14 protein-coding genes and 1 pseudogene are annotated in these 17,745 nt (G+C 40.1%); 7 read left to right on the top strand and 8 right to left on the bottom strand.

Features of this window, described 5'->3' with window-relative positions; all coding sequences use genetic code 11:
• Window positions 1-397: 397 nt before the first annotated feature.
• The gene (gene mmrce1 / locus EO92_RS08885) at window positions 398-1,228 is read left to right on the top strand and encodes an MmRce1 family CPBP family CAAX prenyl protease (RefSeq protein ID WP_048171111.1); all 831 of its coding nucleotides are present in this window, start codon (window positions 398-400) and stop codon (window positions 1,226-1,228) included.
• Between the two features lie 58 nt (window positions 1,229-1,286).
• On the opposite strand, the pseudogene EO92_RS17695 reads toward mmrce1, so the two are convergent.
• Window positions 1,287-1,435, bottom strand: a pseudogene (locus tag EO92_RS17695) (DNA double-strand break repair protein Mre11); the annotation flags it as partial.
• Between the two features lie 599 nt (window positions 1,436-2,034).
• Between EO92_RS17695 and EO92_RS08890 the strand changes: the two are divergent.
• Complete coding sequence (locus tag EO92_RS08890) at window positions 2,035-2,901, top strand: hypothetical protein (RefSeq protein WP_048170995.1); 867 nt, start codon at window positions 2,035-2,037, stop codon at window positions 2,899-2,901.
• A gap of 201 nt (window positions 2,902-3,102) precedes the next feature.
• Here the strand turns inward: EO92_RS08890 and EO92_RS17120 are convergent, their stop codons facing one another.
• Window positions 3,103-3,666 carry a metallophosphoesterase gene (locus tag EO92_RS17120; RefSeq protein WP_082107997.1) on the bottom strand — a complete coding sequence of 188 codons (564 nt, stop codon included), beginning with the start codon at window positions 3,664-3,666 and terminating at the stop codon, window positions 3,103-3,105.
• 203 nt (window positions 3,667-3,869) lie between these two features.
• On the opposite strand from EO92_RS17120, the gene EO92_RS08900 reads away from it, so the two are divergent.
• The 4 genes from EO92_RS08900 to EO92_RS08915 all read left to right on the top strand — a co-directional run bounded on the left by EO92_RS08900 (window position 3,870) and on the right by EO92_RS08915 (window position 7,729).
• Entirely contained in the window at window positions 3,870-5,213 is a 1,344-nt protein-coding gene (locus EO92_RS08900; protein WP_048170998.1) for an AAA family ATPase, read from the top strand.
• Complete coding sequence (locus tag EO92_RS08905) at window positions 5,213-5,740, top strand: type II toxin-antitoxin system VapC family toxin (RefSeq protein WP_048171000.1); 528 nt, start codon at window positions 5,213-5,215, stop codon at window positions 5,738-5,740. Before EO92_RS08900 ends, EO92_RS08905 begins: the two co-directional genes overlap by 1 nt.
• Window positions 5,741-5,887: 147 nt before the next feature.
• Window positions 5,888-6,118, top strand: a complete 231-nt coding sequence (locus tag EO92_RS08910) for a ferritin family protein (protein ID WP_235283264.1) — start codon at window positions 5,888-5,890, stop codon at window positions 6,116-6,118.
• 369 nt (window positions 6,119-6,487) lie between these two features.
• Window positions 6,488-7,729 carry a nitrous oxide reductase family maturation protein NosD gene (locus tag EO92_RS08915; RefSeq protein ID WP_048171001.1) on the top strand — a complete coding sequence of 414 codons (1,242 nt, stop codon included), beginning with the start codon at window positions 6,488-6,490 and terminating at the stop codon, window positions 7,727-7,729.
• 126 nt (window positions 7,730-7,855) lie between these two features.
• Here EO92_RS08915 and EO92_RS08920 read toward each other — a convergent pair whose 3' ends face one another.
• From EO92_RS08920 to EO92_RS08940, 5 genes are all read right to left on the bottom strand, one after another.
• A complete protein-coding gene (locus EO92_RS08920; RefSeq protein WP_048171003.1) occupies window positions 7,856-8,074 on the bottom strand; it encodes a hypothetical protein in 219 nt (72 codons plus the stop codon).
• 114 nt (window positions 8,075-8,188) lie between these two features.
• Window positions 8,189-8,389, bottom strand: a complete 201-nt coding sequence (locus EO92_RS08925; protein WP_048171004.1) for a sarcinarray family MAST domain-containing protein — start codon at window positions 8,387-8,389, stop codon at window positions 8,189-8,191.
• Between the two features lie 480 nt (window positions 8,390-8,869).
• Complete coding sequence (locus tag EO92_RS08930) at window positions 8,870-9,475, bottom strand: sarcinarray family MAST domain-containing protein (protein WP_048171006.1); 606 nt, start codon at window positions 9,473-9,475, stop codon at window positions 8,870-8,872.
• A 123-nt stretch (window positions 9,476-9,598) separates the two neighbouring features.
• Window positions 9,599-10,201: a sarcinarray family MAST domain-containing protein gene (locus tag EO92_RS08935; protein WP_048171008.1), complete on the bottom strand. Its 603-nt coding sequence runs from the start codon at window positions 10,199-10,201 to the stop codon at window positions 9,599-9,601.
• Between the two features lies 1 nt (window position 10,202).
• Window positions 10,203-14,309 (bottom strand): hypothetical protein, encoded by a 4,107-nt coding sequence (locus EO92_RS08940; RefSeq protein ID WP_048171009.1) that lies wholly within the window; start codon window positions 14,307-14,309, stop codon window positions 10,203-10,205.
• 99 nt (window positions 14,310-14,408) lie between these two features.
• On the opposite strand from EO92_RS08940, the gene EO92_RS17700 reads away from it, so the two are divergent.
• Entirely contained in the window at window positions 14,409-14,597 is a 189-nt protein-coding gene (locus EO92_RS17700; protein WP_156165770.1) for a hypothetical protein, read from the top strand.
• Here EO92_RS17700 and EO92_RS08945 read toward each other — a convergent pair.
• Window positions 14,562-17,531 carry an Ig-like domain-containing protein gene (locus EO92_RS08945; protein ID WP_048171011.1) on the bottom strand — a complete coding sequence of 990 codons (2,970 nt, stop codon included), beginning with the start codon at window positions 17,529-17,531 and terminating at the stop codon, window positions 14,562-14,564. The genes EO92_RS17700 and EO92_RS08945 overlap by 36 nt on opposite strands.
• Window positions 17,532-17,745 lie beyond the last annotated feature (214 nt).

Below are 17,745 nucleotides of genomic sequence, written 5' to 3' on the forward strand. Positions count from 1 at the left end.
CGTGTCTGCTGTGTGAAGTATCCTTGTTTCCTGAACCATGAATATCAGTCTCTGGTTTTAACGGTATAAGGGTTTGTATATTAGTATTTAACTCATTTCCAGAAATCCGTTGTTAAAAGCTCATATTAATCCAGCGAAGCCTGAACATTATTCATAATCATTTCGACTAACGCGTTGGAGTGGTTACTCTGTGATTTAAATCTGCTCTTTTTATAAAAAATCACGAATTCAAATAAAAAAGCATATATGTTATAAATAATATAGATGACGATTATAATTTGTCACATTTTTTACAGAATACAAAAAATTAAGAATAAATTTATTACTTTTGACTGCAAAAATCGGGGCGAATAGAAAAAAATCAGAAACAGTCATGGTAGTTAAAAGGTGGGGAAAGATGATTCCTAACTACAGGTACAAACCCAGAACCTATTATCTTATGGTTTACATTATAACCTATGCTCTCTGGTTTTCAGCGGCATATTTAAGTTTTCATGATGATAGCGGACTGTATATGTTATTAACGTTAATTGGACTAATAACGCCTTTTTTTGTTGCACTATTTATGATATATACATCCAAAAATTCTGATTTAAAAAAGGATTTTATCAACCGGTTTATTAATCTCAGGTTAATAAATCCAAAAGTGCTACTGGCGTTTATTTTACTAATGCCACTCACTGTTCTGGTATCTATCTTTCTTTCTCTTCCATTTGGTGGATCGACTTCTCAATTTCAATTTGCTGAAGGTTACTCTTTTTCATCAGGATTTGTCCCTGCGTATCTTACTCTTATCCTGGCTTCAATTTTTGAAGAGCTTGGATGGAGAGGGTATGGCTTTGAAAGTCTGCAAAGCCGGCACACTTTCTTTACAGCATCGATTGTTTTCAGTATACTCTGGTCGCTCTGGCACTTCCCGCTGATCTTTGTCAATAACATGTATCAGTACGAGATTTTCCAGGAAAACATCTGGTATGCGGTGAATTTTTTTGTCAGCATCATCCCTATGGGAGTGATTATCAGCTGGATCTACATAAAAAACGGAAAAAGTGTTCTGGCAGCGATTCTCATTCACATTTCCATCAATTTCTTGCAGGAAGCTCTGCAAATGACCCAATTTGCAAAGTGCATTGAAACTGTGCTTATTACTGTCGTTGCTGCCATTATTATCATATTGGACAGAGAGATGGCTTTTTCGAAAGAACACCTTGCCTCTGAGGTTAATTAAATGACAAATCTCTGAGGTTAACTGAATTTCCCCCTCAATTTTTGCAGTTATGAACAGGAAGTTTCGGGTTCCTTGAATCAAAAAGGTCCCCCGCATGCACGACAGCATCAACCTGCATGTCAACAGCGTCCTGAATGACTACCTCAAAAGCCTTAAAAAAGTCCTGCCTCCGTACCTCGCTGTGGTACTGCGGCATCCCAGGTGCATGTCTGCTGTGTGGAGTATCCTTGTTTCCTGAACTGTGAATATCAGTCTCTGGTTTTAATGGTATAGGGGTTTGTGATTAGTATTTAACTTATTTCCAGAAAAACACGTTTCAGCCGAATAAGGGAGTTTAACACCCCAACGTTAGAAACCTGGCTTATTCGCATAGATTTGGGATAAAACTCAAAGAGTTAATCTCAAAAATTATTATTCTTTTCAACATTTTTTAGTTGTTATAACTACTGGATGCCGAAAACAAATCTGAACTTTGATGATTATAGGAGATATTAAAAAATCCAGATACCATTTTTAAGATCGTTTTCCGTTTATGGCTATTCTGATAGTTTTAGTGTGATTTGATACCGGATCTTTGATTCAATGTATGTTTGTGACTGGACCTTACAAATGTGTGTCTTATCTGTTGGAAGCCTCTGATATTATTTTTTGTTCGCTCATAATAATAAAAAACATAACAGAGTAATATATATAACTGAAAACGCATATTTTTTATAATGTGGGATTTTGTGTAATAATGAACATGCGGAATTCCACTCCAGAAAGCGATATTCTAGACCACTACATTAACGGGGAGTAACTGAAAGATGACGACTAAACATTTTAAACACATCCATTTCAATACTACAAATCAAGTCGAATACGGGGGATTTATTGGAAGATTAACAGGAAAAAATGATTTGATATTTCTTCGAAACAAGTGGCAGACTGAAATAGATAATTCTTGGGCCGCACTCATGAACATGGCTCATTACTTAGAGACGTGTGAAGACTCTGTTCAGACTATCCTCCGGTTCAATGACCTTGCTAGATTTAGAGGCGAGGTTCATGATGCTAACGTAAGGAGAGCGAAACTGTACGAAAACGTGTTTAAGTATATTCAGCAGGATCAGGCATATTCTGAAAGAATGTGGAAAATTCATCAGGAAATGTATAAGTCCACATCGTCGGTTTCAGGAAACTGTTCAACATCACTCAAGAATATAAATGTCACTCGGGAAGACGTCCGGAAATACGTTGAGACGTATCCGAGAATTGAGATTAAGAACGATATCCAAATGATAAAAGATATGGAAGCCGAAGCAAATCGAAAGAAATCGAAATACCGACAGGATATCTCGTTACTCAGATCATATTTCGAGCAGTTCAAGCTTGAACTTATAAAATGTGAAAGTAAATATGATGCCTATAACAAGATACTTGAAATGGGAATTTCCGAATTAAATTCGTGTAGGTTCAAAAACTCGTTATTCTATTCGACCCTGCCTGAGCAACGAAAAAACGATTTGAGAATAGATGTACTAAAACACCGCGTAGACCAAGTTGAACGCACACTTGCTCATTACCGAGATATTAAGGCAAAGATTGAGAAGGAACTTGAAATTGAAGCTGGTAGCATGAAAAAAACATTATCTGGAGAATTTGAATTCGGGGATAGTTTGGATTCGATATGAAACCCTGGAATTAATTACCTTGAAATAAAAGTAGGACTTACGCACTTAAATAACAAAATCAAGCACATTAGACATTGCAGTTAAATGTATTATTTATTTGGACCCGATCAGGATCCACCAATTTTTATTTCATCCTCTCAATGTGTTTTAAGAATTTTATCACTTTCATTTTTTTGCTGCTTCTCCTGTCTCATATACATATCAAAACCGGAACACTTCGGACAGGAACACCGGAACTCCAAACCCCGAATAATCGTAAAGAGGAATCTTTGACTTAGGGACGCTGTCGATCCCGTAGATAGCAGTATTTCCTACCATCCGGGGAGTTTTCTCGAGCCTTAACGCAAGCCCCATTTCCTCAAAGAGGTCCAGCCACTGGGTATTTTGCTTGCTCTCGTGGTTCCCGACAATTCCAAAAAAAGGTATATTTGCAGCCTTCAACCGGAACAGGATGTTCATAGTCTCAAGAAGGTCTTCAAGGGTAGGGTTCCTCGAATCAAAAAGGTCCCCCGCATGCACGACAGCATCAACCTGCATGTCAACCGCATCCTGAATGACTGCCTCAAAAGCTTTAAAAAGTCCTGCCTCCGTACCTCGCTGTGGTACTGCCGGTATCCCAGGTGCGTGTCTGCTGTGTGGAGTATCCTTGTTTCCTGAACCATGAATATCAGTCTCTGGTTTTAACGGTATAAGGGTTTGTATATTAGTATTTAACTCATTTCTACAGAAACACGTTTCAGCCGAATAAGTGAATTTAACATCCAACGCTAGAAACCTGGATCATTCGCATAAATTTGGGATAAAACTCAAAGAGCTGATCTCAAAAATCATTGATTCTGGTATTTTGTATTATTTCCTAGATTTTTTATTTATTGTAATCGCTAAATTGGAAACTTTTTTATAGTACTTTTCTTCACATTCTTTAATTGATTCTTTTATCATTTTTTTAAACATAAACAGGTGAAATCATGCCAATTTTATATGTAGATAATTTTAGGGGTTTTAATGAAACTTACATTCCTTTTACTGATGTTAATTTTCTCATGGGTGAAAATAGTACAGGTAAATCGTCAATATTATCACTTCTAAATTTACTAGACAACGCAGGTTTTTGGCTTAGTCAAGATTTTAATTCTGAAGACGTTCGCCTTGGATCTTTTAGTGAGATAGCTAATAGCGATAAAAATTTCTTTAAAATAGGGGTTTTTGATCTAAATAATAATTCTACAAGAAGTGATCTTTCTTATAAATCAATTTTAATGAAGTTCGAAAATGAGAAAGGGTTGCCTTATATTTCAGAGTTTAGCTATATAACTAAAGATCACAGTGTTGCTGTAAATATTGGAGATAAATCAATTAAGTACAGAGTTAAAGAACTCTCAATTGTACCCAAAGATCCTTCTGAAGCTCTTATTTTCTTCAAAAATTGGATTCAGGACGTAGATGTTAGCATCAAAAGTAAAGGGTACAATGTAATAAAATTTCCCTCAAATGCTCCAAAGTCACTACCCATTATAAGAAGTATTATAGAAACAGAATTGGAAACAAAAAAGAAAAAAGAAACTGAATCTTCGAGTAAAGTGAAAGGAGCTCCACAATTTAGTGGTGAATTTATTATTCCTTCTTTTACTGGGAATTTATGTTGGGTTGCACCAATCAGAGCAAAACCCAAAAGAACATATGATAATTATGGAGTTTATCCATCTTCTGAAGGGGATCATGCACCATATTTATTGAATAGGCTTCTTAATTTTGGCAAGTCGGGCTATAAGAAGGATGTGCTTTCTTCAATGGAATCTTTTGGGTTACAAAGTGGACTATTTGAGTCCATTACTACAGTTCCATTTGGAAAAGATGAAACTTCCCCATTTGAATTAGATATTATATTAAATAGTAAGAATTTTAAAATATCTAATGTTGGCTATGGAGTATCTCAGGTTCTTCCAATCATAGTTGAAATTATTTCAAGAACTAAAAATACATGGTTTGCAATTCAACAACCTGAAGTTCACTTACATCCGCGTGCACAGGCAGCTTTAGGTGAGTTCATATATAAAATTCATGTAGGTGAAAACAAAAATTTCGTTATTGAAACCCATAGTGAGTACTTAATTGATAGGTTTCGGATTAACATTAGTAAAAATAAGGAAAATAATGTTACTTCTCAAGTGCTATTTTTTGAACGAACTGAGAATGGAAACAAGGTTCACATCATTGAGATAGATAATAAAGGTAGATACTCCGAAGATCAGCCAGAAGCCTTCATGAACTTTTTTGTTAAAGAAGAACTAGATTTACTGGAGGTTTTCTAATGTGTATAATCATTGACACAAATGTGTTGAGTTCTGTTTTTTCATCAAAGTCACAAGATCATTCCGAATTTGAACCTGTATATAATTGGATTTTTAATGGTAGGGGGAAGATTGTTTGGGGAGGAACTCAATATCATGATGAACTCGTAAAAAATGGGAAGTATGTTAAGCTATTTATCAGATTGGGAAAAATGAGAAAAGTTAAGAAAGTCCCTACAGAAGATGTTGATAAAATACAAGCCAAATTAAAGCAGGACTTTCCAGACCCCAAATTTAATGATCGTCATCTTTCATCTATTGTAATTGCTTCGAAATGTAACATAATTTGTACTAATGATAAAGAATCTTATCCTTTCCTAAAAAACCCTTCAGTGTATCCGAGAGGCATTAGTAAACCCAAAATATATAGGAGTATACGCAATGCAGATTTAATAGATGATCACAACATTGCAGATTTTTGCAAGCCCCTTGAAAAGTTATCTAAGGATGAGCAGACGAGTTTAAGAAATATGTTGGAGCAATATTAAGGACTTTCCGCATAAATGAATCAAATACTCAACAAGCTCAAAACCTGGAATTTATTGCTTTGAAATACAAGGCAATAAACCAGTATGATTAAAAAATAAAATCCGGAGAAGTATAATTATCCATTTTTTGTTGAAAGGGGTATATAAATGAAAAAAATGACAGAACAACATCTTATCAATGCATTTGGTGGGGAAAGCCAGGCACATATGAGATATTTGCATTTTGGGAACCAAGCTGAAAAAGAAAAATTCACCAACGTAGCCCGCTTATTCCGTGCAATCTCCCATGCCGAATACGTACATGCAGGCGACCATTACAGGGCGTTAAAACACCTCAAAGGGGGCTTTGTCGCAAACAGCATGGCAGCTTTTAGATAATTTCGAAAAGGCGAGCTTATCCTATAACTCAAAACTTACTTTTTTGAATTTAGGATTTTTAGAATGTATATCGGATAAGCCCAAAAAGAAGTATCCAGGCAGGATTTTCACCTGCGGGACAGGGCAAAAGCCAATGCAAGAATTGAAATCGCACCGAGGAGAGTAAAGGCTGGCGTGGATGCAGTAAATATGTTTTGAAAAACTATTGTGAAAATATTTATTTTCAAAAAACTACTGCGGAAAGTAGATTAAATGAAATTTTATCATTGCCTGTACTTTAAGTTCAAAATATAAAATATATGTCAACGAATATTTTTGAAGATATTTTTCTTCATTACATTTATTAGTTTACTCGACGTTTCAAGGAACATGGTAGAAAAATTACTAGAGTCTGTAAAGAAATTTTTCTTTTTAGCCTTCTTGGTGATAGCGATACCCGCAAGCATACCTATTGCTTGTGCCGGAGATATAACTGTTGATGTTAATGGTTCTGAGAAATATACATCTATACAGGCTGCAATTAACGAATCATCGAATGGAGACAACATAATTGTCTTATCCGGAGTATATATTGAAAATTTGGTCATCGACAAACCTTTGACTATAGTTTCTAAAACCGGAGATCCAACAGATGTGACAATAAAAGCTCCTCTTCCAGATGTTGTTGCAGTAGAGATCGATGCTAACAATACTGTATTTAAAGGAATTACTATCACTTCGTACTACAAACTTGGCCAAGATTATGGCATAGTTATTATGGATAATAAAAATGTTACTGTTAAAAATAATATATTTACTGGGTGTAAGAAAGGGATTACAATCATAAGGTCTTACAACTGTACAATTGAAGATAACTATATGGAAGGCAAAAAAGGTGGAAAAGGAATCGACCTATATTTAGCAGGAAATAATTTAATTCGAAGAAATACAATTACAAAATCGGGTGGTGCAATATGGGAAGATTACTGCGAAATTGGTAACGTATACCACGAAAACAACTTATCTGAGAACTGGAACGGGATTACCTTGATTCATGATTCAGATAATAGTTTGGTATACGACAATTTGATACAAGGAAATGAAAATGATGGTATTTCTATAAGCTGGGCAGATAATAATGTAATTGTCAATAACTGGATTATTGAAAATGGACAGGGAATTAACATATATGATTCAAAACATAACAACATCAGCAGCAATGTGGTTATGGATAATACATATGGTATAGAGTTTGCAAGTGCTTATTCCAATCTAATCTACAACAATTATTTCCGAAACCCAAAAAATATTGCATGGGGCGATGGCCGTAACACTTGGAACGTTAGCAAAACACCCGGAGAAAACATAATTGGCGAATCTTATATTGCCGGAAATTGCTGGTTAGATGACGGTGGAAATGGGATAAGTCACGAACTGCCAGATTTAAATGGTGATGGGATTTGCGATGAAGGGTATGACGTAGAGTATGATGGATGGGATTACCTTCCATTAAAAGACAATGGAAAAATACCCCAAAGAAATCATACAGAAATTAAGCAAGCACCTATAAATTTTGATTTAATCATCAATGCTCTTTTATTAGCAGCTGTAATTGTTAAAAAACGAAGATGAAATTCTTCAAATAACAGGCACAAAGAAATGAAAGTACTTTTCAAATCACAGTACTTTCATGCCAAAAGAAGAAGAAAATGAGAACTACCATATACGGTATTCAGTTTACGCCAACAATGAAACTTATTAAGGATTCCGAGCGTTGGGGAAATTTTTAGCGCGGAATACTGCAAGGATCATTGCCAGTGAAAGGAGAGTGCCTATAGCTGTGAAGTCAGGAGTTGATTCAGGGAAAGTTGTAGTTTCTGGTGATGTTGAGACAGGAGTCTGGCCTTCATAGTATTCGGTACTTATATATGATTTTACGGAATTCACCTCTACAACATCCTCGGTATAGATATTCATTTTTTGCGTTGAACCATTTATGGTAATGGGCTTGAGTTATTGAAAACCGTAAGCATAAGAATCTCTCAACATTTTTGTCAAATACGGGAGATGTACTCGGTTTTTCGAAATTGATCAATAACTCACGTACACGACCCCATTTATCACATAAAAATAATTCTTTTCGATCTCGCTTAGCATCACAGACAATTCACATTTTTTATACATCTTAAAATCAATGCTCACTGTAAATGGTTCATTTATCTTCAATATCGGTTTTGGGACTTCTGTAGTATCTAAAAGTTTGCTATCGAAACCCAAATTTGACAGAAGCATACATATTATAATGTTTAAACGGGCTTCATGCTTCTGTTTTCTTTATACAATTCAAAGTTTTGTCTTGAATCTTATGATTTTTTGACGTTATTCATTTTATCAAACTGTAGTGTGCCGGTGCAACGTGTTTTATGTAAGAAAATACTGTATTAATTAGCAGAATATGTCAAATTGAGGTTGAAATAAAGATCATATTCATAGACTTCTCCATAAGGATTATATGCAGACGTTATGTCCGTAAATAAAATTAAAACTATCCCAATTATCGCTACTTTTCGTCTCATGCTTACCCTCGAAGCTTTGTTAAAAGAGCATCATACATATCGATTTTCAATTTCAGCTCCTATTGATCTCAAAATCCCTTTGGTCCAGGCCAAACGATTGTAGCAGATTATCTGTAGATGAAATGTAATCTACCCGGTATTCAGAATAACTGGAGTTAATCGAGTTAAAAATAAATTTCATCTCCCATCACAGCATTTACTGGCGGGAGAATCTGAGGAATACAAGTACAAGTGCCGAAATGGCGGTTACTAAACTGAAAGCTGGCGTGGATGCGGATGTGGACGAATGTTCGGTTTCTGAAACTGGTTGCTCTTCAGAAGTGGGAATTTCGCCTTCGTAGTATTCGTTGGAGATAGTGCAGTAGGCGACGGTGAAGCCACCTTCAACAAGAGGCTCAGAATCTCCGTGAGCAAGAATTGTATAATAGATATCTAGAGGCATTGACCCTCCTTTCCACCTTTCAGTTGGTTTTACGATCCATTCATATTCTTTAGAGGAATTTGCTTCTAAAATGTCTCCTTTTGAATAATCTTCTATCTTTAAAGTAGGTCCATCTACAATTTCAAAAGAACTTTTTTCCATACAAGATAATGAAACATAAACATCACTTTTTTGATATACAGTTAGGTTAACTTTGACTTTAAATGGTTCTCCAATATCTAAAGTTGGTTTAGCTAGTTCTTTTCCAGGCAAGAGTTTGTCATTGAAATATACATCGATGGAACCGTATGGAGAACTTGCTGAAGCAATATTAGTTAACAAAAGAAATATGGTTCCAATCACAAGAATTTTGAGTTTCATGTTAATTCACCAAACTGTCAGCAAGAGTTTCATTTAACTCCAATTCTAACATCTGTGTCGACCCTGTTAAAAATATATTGAGTTAATCGAGTTAAAAATAAATTTAATCTCCCGTCACAGCATTTACTGGCGGAAGAATCTGAGGAATACAAGTACAAGTGCCGAAATTGCAGTTACTAAACTGAAAGCTGGTGTGGATACAGATGTGGACTCGGTTTCTGAAACTGGATGGTCTTCAGAAGTTGGGATTTTGCCTTCGTAGTATTCGTTGGAGATGGTGCAGTAAGCAACGGTGAAACCACTATTCAGAATCGGCTCTGGGTTTCCTTTTTCAAGAAAAGCATAATGAAAATCGATTGGAAGCGAGCCACCTGCCCAACCTTCAGTTGGTTTAATAGTCCATTCAAAAACATGAGATTCATTTGGTTTTAGATTGGCGCTAGAATACCTATTCATTTCGGAAGGACCATCAATCACTTCAAAATTGCCACTTCCAATCTCTGATATTTGTCCAGATACTTTATATTCTTGATAGACTGTGACGTTTACTTTTATGTTAAAAGGCTCCCCAATCTTTAGAAGAGGTTTTGCTATTTCCGTACCTGGAAGGAGCTTATCGTTATAATACACATCGTAAGTGTAAATTTCCCCATAAGGATTGGAGGCAGCTGCTAAATTAACAGTCAATATTAATATTGACACTAAGATCAGATGTTTTATTTTCATATTACGCACCATACTCTGCGAAGAGCTCTCCATAGGCAACTGATTCTTCGGTATGTCCACAACTCTTGTCTCCAACTCCCCGTGGTCCGGGACCGACTATGGAAGTTGCATACCCATTTAACTTGAAACTAATTATTTTGTTATCTCCTAACTTTACATTGTAACCAAATTCATCGGTTTTTATCGGATCATAAATTTCTGAGTATTCTCTCACATACCTCTGCCCTTTATGTCCAAAATAAGGCTGAGGAATCACTTCATTATCATTATCAATAACTGTGAAGATTTCATATTTTCCAATAACCTCATAAGTCCACACATTAACCGTAAAAACCCAGTGAGGCGGTAATACCGGCAACCCGCAAGGAACAGCTGCCCTCGTCCTGTCCAGCCTTTTTGTAACCCTATCAGCTACTTCCCCAGAATACCTATCCACGGTCTCGTTTGCCATATTTTTCAGCTCACCGTCAATTTTCCCAAAAAGAATATCAATAGCCTCACCTTTGCTTTCCGTAACTTCACAAATTCCGTTTGCAACGCCGATTCTAACATCCGTATCGACCCTGTTCAAAGTAGCTTCAAGTTCATCGGGTTCAACCGAAGGATTTGAGATTCTAATTTCAGTTATCACGGCGGTGGCAAGTTCGGTTGCGAGCTGGTCTGCGGTAGATTTTTCGATTATATCTTCATCGGAGAGACTGTTAAGGTAGCTGACTGTAACTGCACGGACGCGGTCTTCCTCGATCCAGCCGGAAACAACAGGATTTGAACTTACTTCAGCAGCTACCTCTTCAGTTATCTGAGTCCTCATTTCCCGGGCATAGACCAGTTTCAGGTTGTAGACTTCCGTGTTAAGGTGGGACGTGTCCAGGGAAACTCCCTGTTCACTGAGGTTCTGCTCCATCAGGAAGACTTCTGCGTTCAGGGTGGAAATGCTCTGGCTGATCTGCTGTGCGGTTTCGGTTTTTACGTATTCGCCGCTTGAGGATATGGCATCTGCAATTTCTTCGGAGATGTTGGTTGTGAAAATGCAGGTGTTCCGGACTCCTAGAGGATAAATGGCTCTGCCCCTTGAGTCTGTCAGTTCGTATTCCCCCCTGAGATCGAAGTCCGGGTCGTGGTAGAGGTAGTTCGGCTTCTGGTCAACGATGAGGGTCAGGTTTTCGGTCCAGTTGTATTTGCTTTCGGGCTGGCCTGTGACTTTCATTGTGGAGATGATGCCCATTTCCTGCCCAAGCGCGGAGGCAGCCATATCCATTGCAGGGTTATCGAAAAGGGTCATTGGACCTGAGGTCACGCTATCAAAAGCACCGGTACTGAGGCCTTTTTCCTCAAGGGCATCGAGGATGTAGGAGTTAAGGTCGGAATCCAGTTTTTTGTTCTTCTGCTCGATGTCTTCCAGCAGCCTGTTGTAGGCTTCGTTTCTTGCAATGTAACGGGCGGAGTCGCTGGATGCGTACATATCTCCGGAAGAGGTGAGGTGCTGCTCTTTATTTACGTAGGCTTCCCGGCTTGCTTCGAGGTCAAAAATTAGTTTTTCGGCAGTCTCCACCTGAAGGTCTGTCGGGTCCTGGCCTGGGGAGTCAAGGAGAGAGTAGCTGAAGGTAGGGTTGTCATTTTCAACAACATCAAGCATTGCCAGCACTTCTTCAGCCATCACCCTGTGCAGCCAGGGTGGGATATCGCATTTGACGGCGCGCTGTGCGAGATACATCCCGTCAGGGTAAGTCCAGAAAGCGCTTTCGAGCGTCCTGATATTCACATAAGCATCCCTGTATTTGTCTGCGGCATCAGAACAGCAGGGGTCAAACCTCTCTGCACCGGCAGTATACAGGGTTGTTTTCCTGTATTCCCTTTCTGTTGGGTCGGTATAGGTTGATATGCCCGTATAGCCGCCTGTGGGAGGGCGCTGGTGGTAAATTATCGTAAAATTTTCGGATTCTGTTTCGGTGTGGAAAAGGGATTCAGGATCTGTTTTGCTTACAAATTCCAAATCCGAGCCGCTTGATATGGCATAACGTGCTTCTGTGGTGCTGGTGCCATCCTTATGCTTGACGATAGTGTGCCAGACATACTTGTATGTATAGTCATAATCAATTTTCCACGTTGTCCTGATGTTATAATATATATCATAGCGAATGCCCCAATCAAAGGTATGGTCCTCTCTACTGAGATAGCCGTCATCGGTCCTGTACTCGGCAACAAGCAGATCATTAGCCCTGTATTCGTAATGAGGCTCGATTCTTACGTCGGTTATCTCCACGGAACTCAATCTAACAGAAGCATCCGTGATATACCAGCTTTTTAGCTTCCCTCTTGGAGGATCAATTGACGGGCTCATGGCCTCAGAATAGGAGTTTGTAACAGAGTCACTCCAGGCATAGGAAGGTGCACGAGATCCTGAATGCGTACCAGATACAAGATAATCGGAGTCCCAGCTGACAGTGTGCCAGCTGTATGAAACCGAATCCCGGTCAAAATCCGCTGAAATTGCTGAAGCCAGAGGAGCAGGAGAATTGAAGCCGTCCCTCAGGATCTGCCCCTGAACCGGAGCTGTGTAGACACTGTCTGCAACATCATGGATAAGGTCAGGGGTTTCCTCTGCCCACACATGGTCATTGAAGACCCAGCCGTCGAGGACTCCTTCTGTGTAGTCCGAGGCTGAGACTGTTATTTCAGAATATTCGGAAAGCTCGTCATAAGAAGTGTTTGCTTCCGCAAGGGATTCTTCTATGCCGTCTTCCACGTCCAGGGAAAAAGACCTGTTTGCTGCAAGGGAAGCGTAGGTAGTCGTAAGGTTTACGCCTTCATCTGCTTCATAGAAGATTCCAGAAGCATTCGAACCGGTTGAGTTCAGAAGGCTCGGGCTGGTTTTTGAATTGCTGGAGGCGCGGATGTCTTCATACAGGACTTTTCCGTTGTAGTAAGTGGTGTATGTAAGAGCCAGGGGGTCAACCGAGTCAAAAACCTTTTTCTGGGTATAGAGGGTGGCTCCGTTAACCGAGCTTGCAAGGGCAGGGTTGGTCAGAATATTGAGAGGGCCATGTGCATAGTGCTGCCAGGGGCCGTAGATGAAAGTCCTCAGGTTTGTTGCCCCGAGTACGAGATTGGAAGTGGAGTCCAGGCTTGAGGATGTCCCAAGTGCGGTTTCATATTCCCTGACAAGTTCTTCGAGCAGAGGTTCCCTTGAGGTGATAAGGGTGGAGAGATTCATACTCATGTTGAGCGTTTCTCCGGATTCGAGGTCTACAAGGGTGTAGTTCAAAAGAGGAATTTCGAAGATATAGTAAATTGCGTAGTTTTTGCCAGAGGGGGAAATTTCCCGCTGCAGGGTCCCGTTAACTTTCCTTACCCGGATCTGCTCGGGTTCTATTTCAGGTTCTACATTAATGGCGTATTCCATGAAGGTGTGGCTGTTGCCCTGGTAGTTTGCCGAAAGCAGCCGGTTAAAAGCCTCTGCCGCAATATCCTTTATGGGGCTTGCTTCAATCCTGAACCAATCCGAGGCTTTAAGTTCGTCTCCGTAATAGAGTTCAATGGATGCATACCCGGATTCTGCAGTTTCCGGAATTTCCATGTATTCGTCAAAGGAAACTTTTTGAAGAAAACCGGTAGCCTGCCCATAGTTCACTCGTTTGATTTCCTGCCCTGAAGAGTCATTTACAACCAGGACAACGTCTTTGTTTTTCCATAGTGATTCGACTTTACCCCAGACGTCTGAGGGCAGGTTTATGAAGATTTGAAGTGTGTCTCCCTTCTCAAGGTTCTGGTTTTGCGGAATTACCATAAAATGATCTTCAGAGAACCTTTCAACCGGAGCACCATCGGGCAGGATCACAGGATGTTCTCCCTGCCACTCCAGGGCTTCCGTCCCGGCATAGTTCAGGCAGCGGGCAAGGTCAGACGTGGCAAGGGATATAGCTGTCTGCCTGGGATCTCTTTTCTCTGTAGTATAGATTGTTTCAGCAACCTCACTGTCCATTTTCATCAGGTAGACCGAGGTGAAGGTTGCAGCAAGGACAATGAAAATGCCGATTACGGCATATGGAATATAAGCGTCGGTATTCCGAATGAAAGATGAATTTCTCCTTAACGGTATACTTCCCATATGCCCGTTCCCCTCAAAAAACAATGAGAATTAATTAACAAAGTGCGTTAAAATATTCAGCTTTCTTCCTTAATTATTTTTGGGTAGAAAAAGATATATTTGTGTATAAATTTACTTACTTGGAAGATAAAAATAGATAGACAGGAAAAAAGAAGAGAAAAAAGGAAAAGAAGAACAGAAGAGAAGAAAAAAGAAGAACAGAAGAGAAGAAAAAAGAAGAACAGAAGAGAAGAAAAAAGGGATAAATGCTTTTTATTTAAGCATCTGTCTCCTCAAGTAAACAGCTGAAACAGCAAATCCTGCTGTTGCAGATATTAATCCAAAGCTGGGAGAGCTTTCGGACTTTCCCTCATCCGGAACTTCCACTCCCATAGTTTCCTCTTCCGAACTTTCCGGATTTTCAGGAGTTATTTCCATGATGGATACTTTTTCGACTGTGACTCCAGTATCCTGGCCGTTTGCAGCTGGATCTTCGCTGTTGCGGATAATCACGGCATGGCCTGTACCGGACCCTCCATTGTGGCTATCTGGCTCATACGGCACTGTTTCCGGGATAAGGGATGCCATCAATGCATAGCAACTTAAGTGTTTGACCTTTACCCAAACACAACCGGGCCTGTCCTCTGTTATCAGAGATCTGCCGGAATCAAGCACCCATTCCGGATTGCCTTTTAAGAGTTTCGTCCAGCTGCCGCCGGTCTCATTATACCAGTAAACTGAAAGGTCATCTTCATTGAGGTCTCCCGGACCGATCTCTCCATCCCCATCCAGGTCGAGATCATCCTTACTGTAGTAAAGGGAGATAAGTACATACTGGACCTGGGATTCGTTCGAACCGTCAAGGCCGCCAGTAGCTTCTATCTCAACCATTCTTCCTACAGCAAGTTCACTGAATGCCGAACTGTTTAAGTCTTCCATCTCTGTTTTGTTTGTTATTGCTGTTATTTTGAAAGTAACATCAGTTGCATTGACGCTGGAAACAAATTCTATTCCGGTGTCAGTTTCATTGACAGCGTCAATTTCTACTGCTTCGCTTTCATTGACGATGGGTACATTTTCCTGCACAGTATCGGTTTCAATGTAAACTGTCTTCCTGGCGATATTGGAGTTACCTGCCAGATCATGTGCAATTAACTCCAGCGTATTATTCTGGAGAGGACAGTATTCCACAAGCTCTCTAAAGCTGTTATCCTGGAGACTGAGGTTGTACCGGCTTACCGCGACACCTTTGTCATTCTTCACGACCAGGACCGCTGATTCGAAGTTGGCATCCGATACCGTACCTTTTACAATATTGTCAACAAACCAGGTCCTGTCCCTGGCCGGCTTTGTGATATTCAAAACAGGAAGGGTATTGTCAATTGTAACATTTACTGTTGCTGTGCTCATATTGTCTTCAATATCCATAACCGTCAACAGGACTGTGTAATCCCCATCTGCCAGAGCACCTGTGTCCCACTCTGCCAGTTCCCCGGATAATCCGGTGGATGAGCCAGATATTATCGAATGGCTGGTAGCATTCCACCATCCCACCGTGTAGTTTTTGAAATCCTCATCATCTGCGGACCCATTAATGCTGATGTTCCCGCACACATATGCACCTTCTACAGGCCCTGATATTGCTGCTATCGGAGGCTCGTTATCAATTTTGACATCAACCGTACTTGTGTTTGTATTGGACGCTTTATCGGTAACTGTCAACCGGATGGTGTATTCTCCATCGGTCAAAGCGATTGTGTCCCAGGTAGCAAGGGCCCCTTCAGCTGCAGTTGTTGAACTGTATATTTCCGTCCAGTTGCCCCCGGCAGCATCCGACCATTCCATGGAATAATTATTGAAATTGGCTTCATCAGTTGCATTTCCGAGGAGCTCAACAGCCCCTCTGACACAGGCATTATTCAAAGGCACACTTATGGTGGCTGTGGGCAAAATTGTATCTGAAACTATCAGGGTTATATTAGTTCCAACGTTTCCAGCCACATCCGTTGCTGCCACAGTTATATTGTTGCTCCCTTCATTAAGAGGCACGTTAAGCGCCGAATAAGAATGAGCCTCGGTGTTTACTGACGCATTAATACCGTTAACAACTATTGACTCGATGCCTGCCCCTTCTTCAACAAAAGTCCCGTTGATGGTCTGAACGCTAAAGCCGGTTGGGGAGGCCACAGGATCAATGGTTATTGCCGGTACAACTGTATCCACAAGGAAGTCAAGCGTCGCTTCACTTGTGTTTCCTTCTGAGTCCCTTGCATAAACTGTGATATTGTGCATTCCGTCATCAAGCTGCGGTAATGTAACGGTCAGGTTATTTGTGTTAGCCTGTTCAGTTCCATTATTCCCGTCAAGCACATACCATGCCAGAGCCGCCGGGTTAAAAGTTTCCATGTCAAAAGTCGCATTTAACAGAGGAGTGCTGTCATTTGTAATAGCCTGTGGTGAATGTATCGTTATTGGATTAAACCACAGAATAGTATTGTGTATTATTGTAGGGTAATCTCCCGTCCATGGATGTCCATCACCTGGCCATGAGTTGATCCCGACAACCGACCCCTTGGTGGCAATAAACTCCTCACCGTCGTCCCATTTAGCTACCAGTTCCGCTCCGGAAGTCAGCACCACGCTGTCCCGCAAAGAATCAGACATGGAATTCACACCTTTCATGATGGGATGAGATGCATCATACAGGCCGAGAGACGCAGTTGAATAGTGATTGCCATTATACCCGTCCTGCACAAATGGGCTGTATCCCTCTGATATTATCCTCCCCTGAAGATCCCAGTTAGGTCCATACCAGGAAGCTACTTGGAGAATCACATTTCCGCCGCTATCTACATAGTCTGCCAGTACATCACCGAGTGCTACTTTTTCGTAATAAACGTAATTACACCATATTATTGCAACATCATACTGCTGGAGTTCGGCAAGAGTCGGAGTTCCTTCGGCAGCGTTGAAGAAGTTCACCGTTCCTATGTCAGGGAAACCTGTCAGAATAGATGTAAGCGAATTAGCACTGTAATCTGCCCCTACCAGTAATACATCCAGCTGTGAACCGGAACTACCGACAGTACCAATTTCCAGAGTCCGGGACTCAAGCCCAGATGTTTCTGCAAACAAATCAGGATTATTTTCCGGCACCAGTAGTACATTTCCGGGATCTTGAGACTTTGCCATGGAAGTTAAGTCACGGACTTCATCATCAATTTCATCATCAGATACACTCATGCTTTTAGCTGATACCATGCATGAGAATAGAGAGATTAACAGAAGTACTGCACAAATAATGATTATTAATCTCGGTTTCATCTTTTTTAAGTGATCATCGATATTTCTGTCCACCATTTCACCCCTCTGCAAAAATCGGGATACTTGCCGACATTTACTTATGATTCAAATAATCAGAGTAAAGGTTGTTTTTAGATTAAGCTCTCCAGATAAG

This window comes from Methanosarcina sp. 2.H.A.1B.4 (assembly GCF_000979385.1).
Lineage (GTDB): Archaea > Halobacteriota > Methanosarcinia > Methanosarcinales > Methanosarcinaceae > Methanosarcina.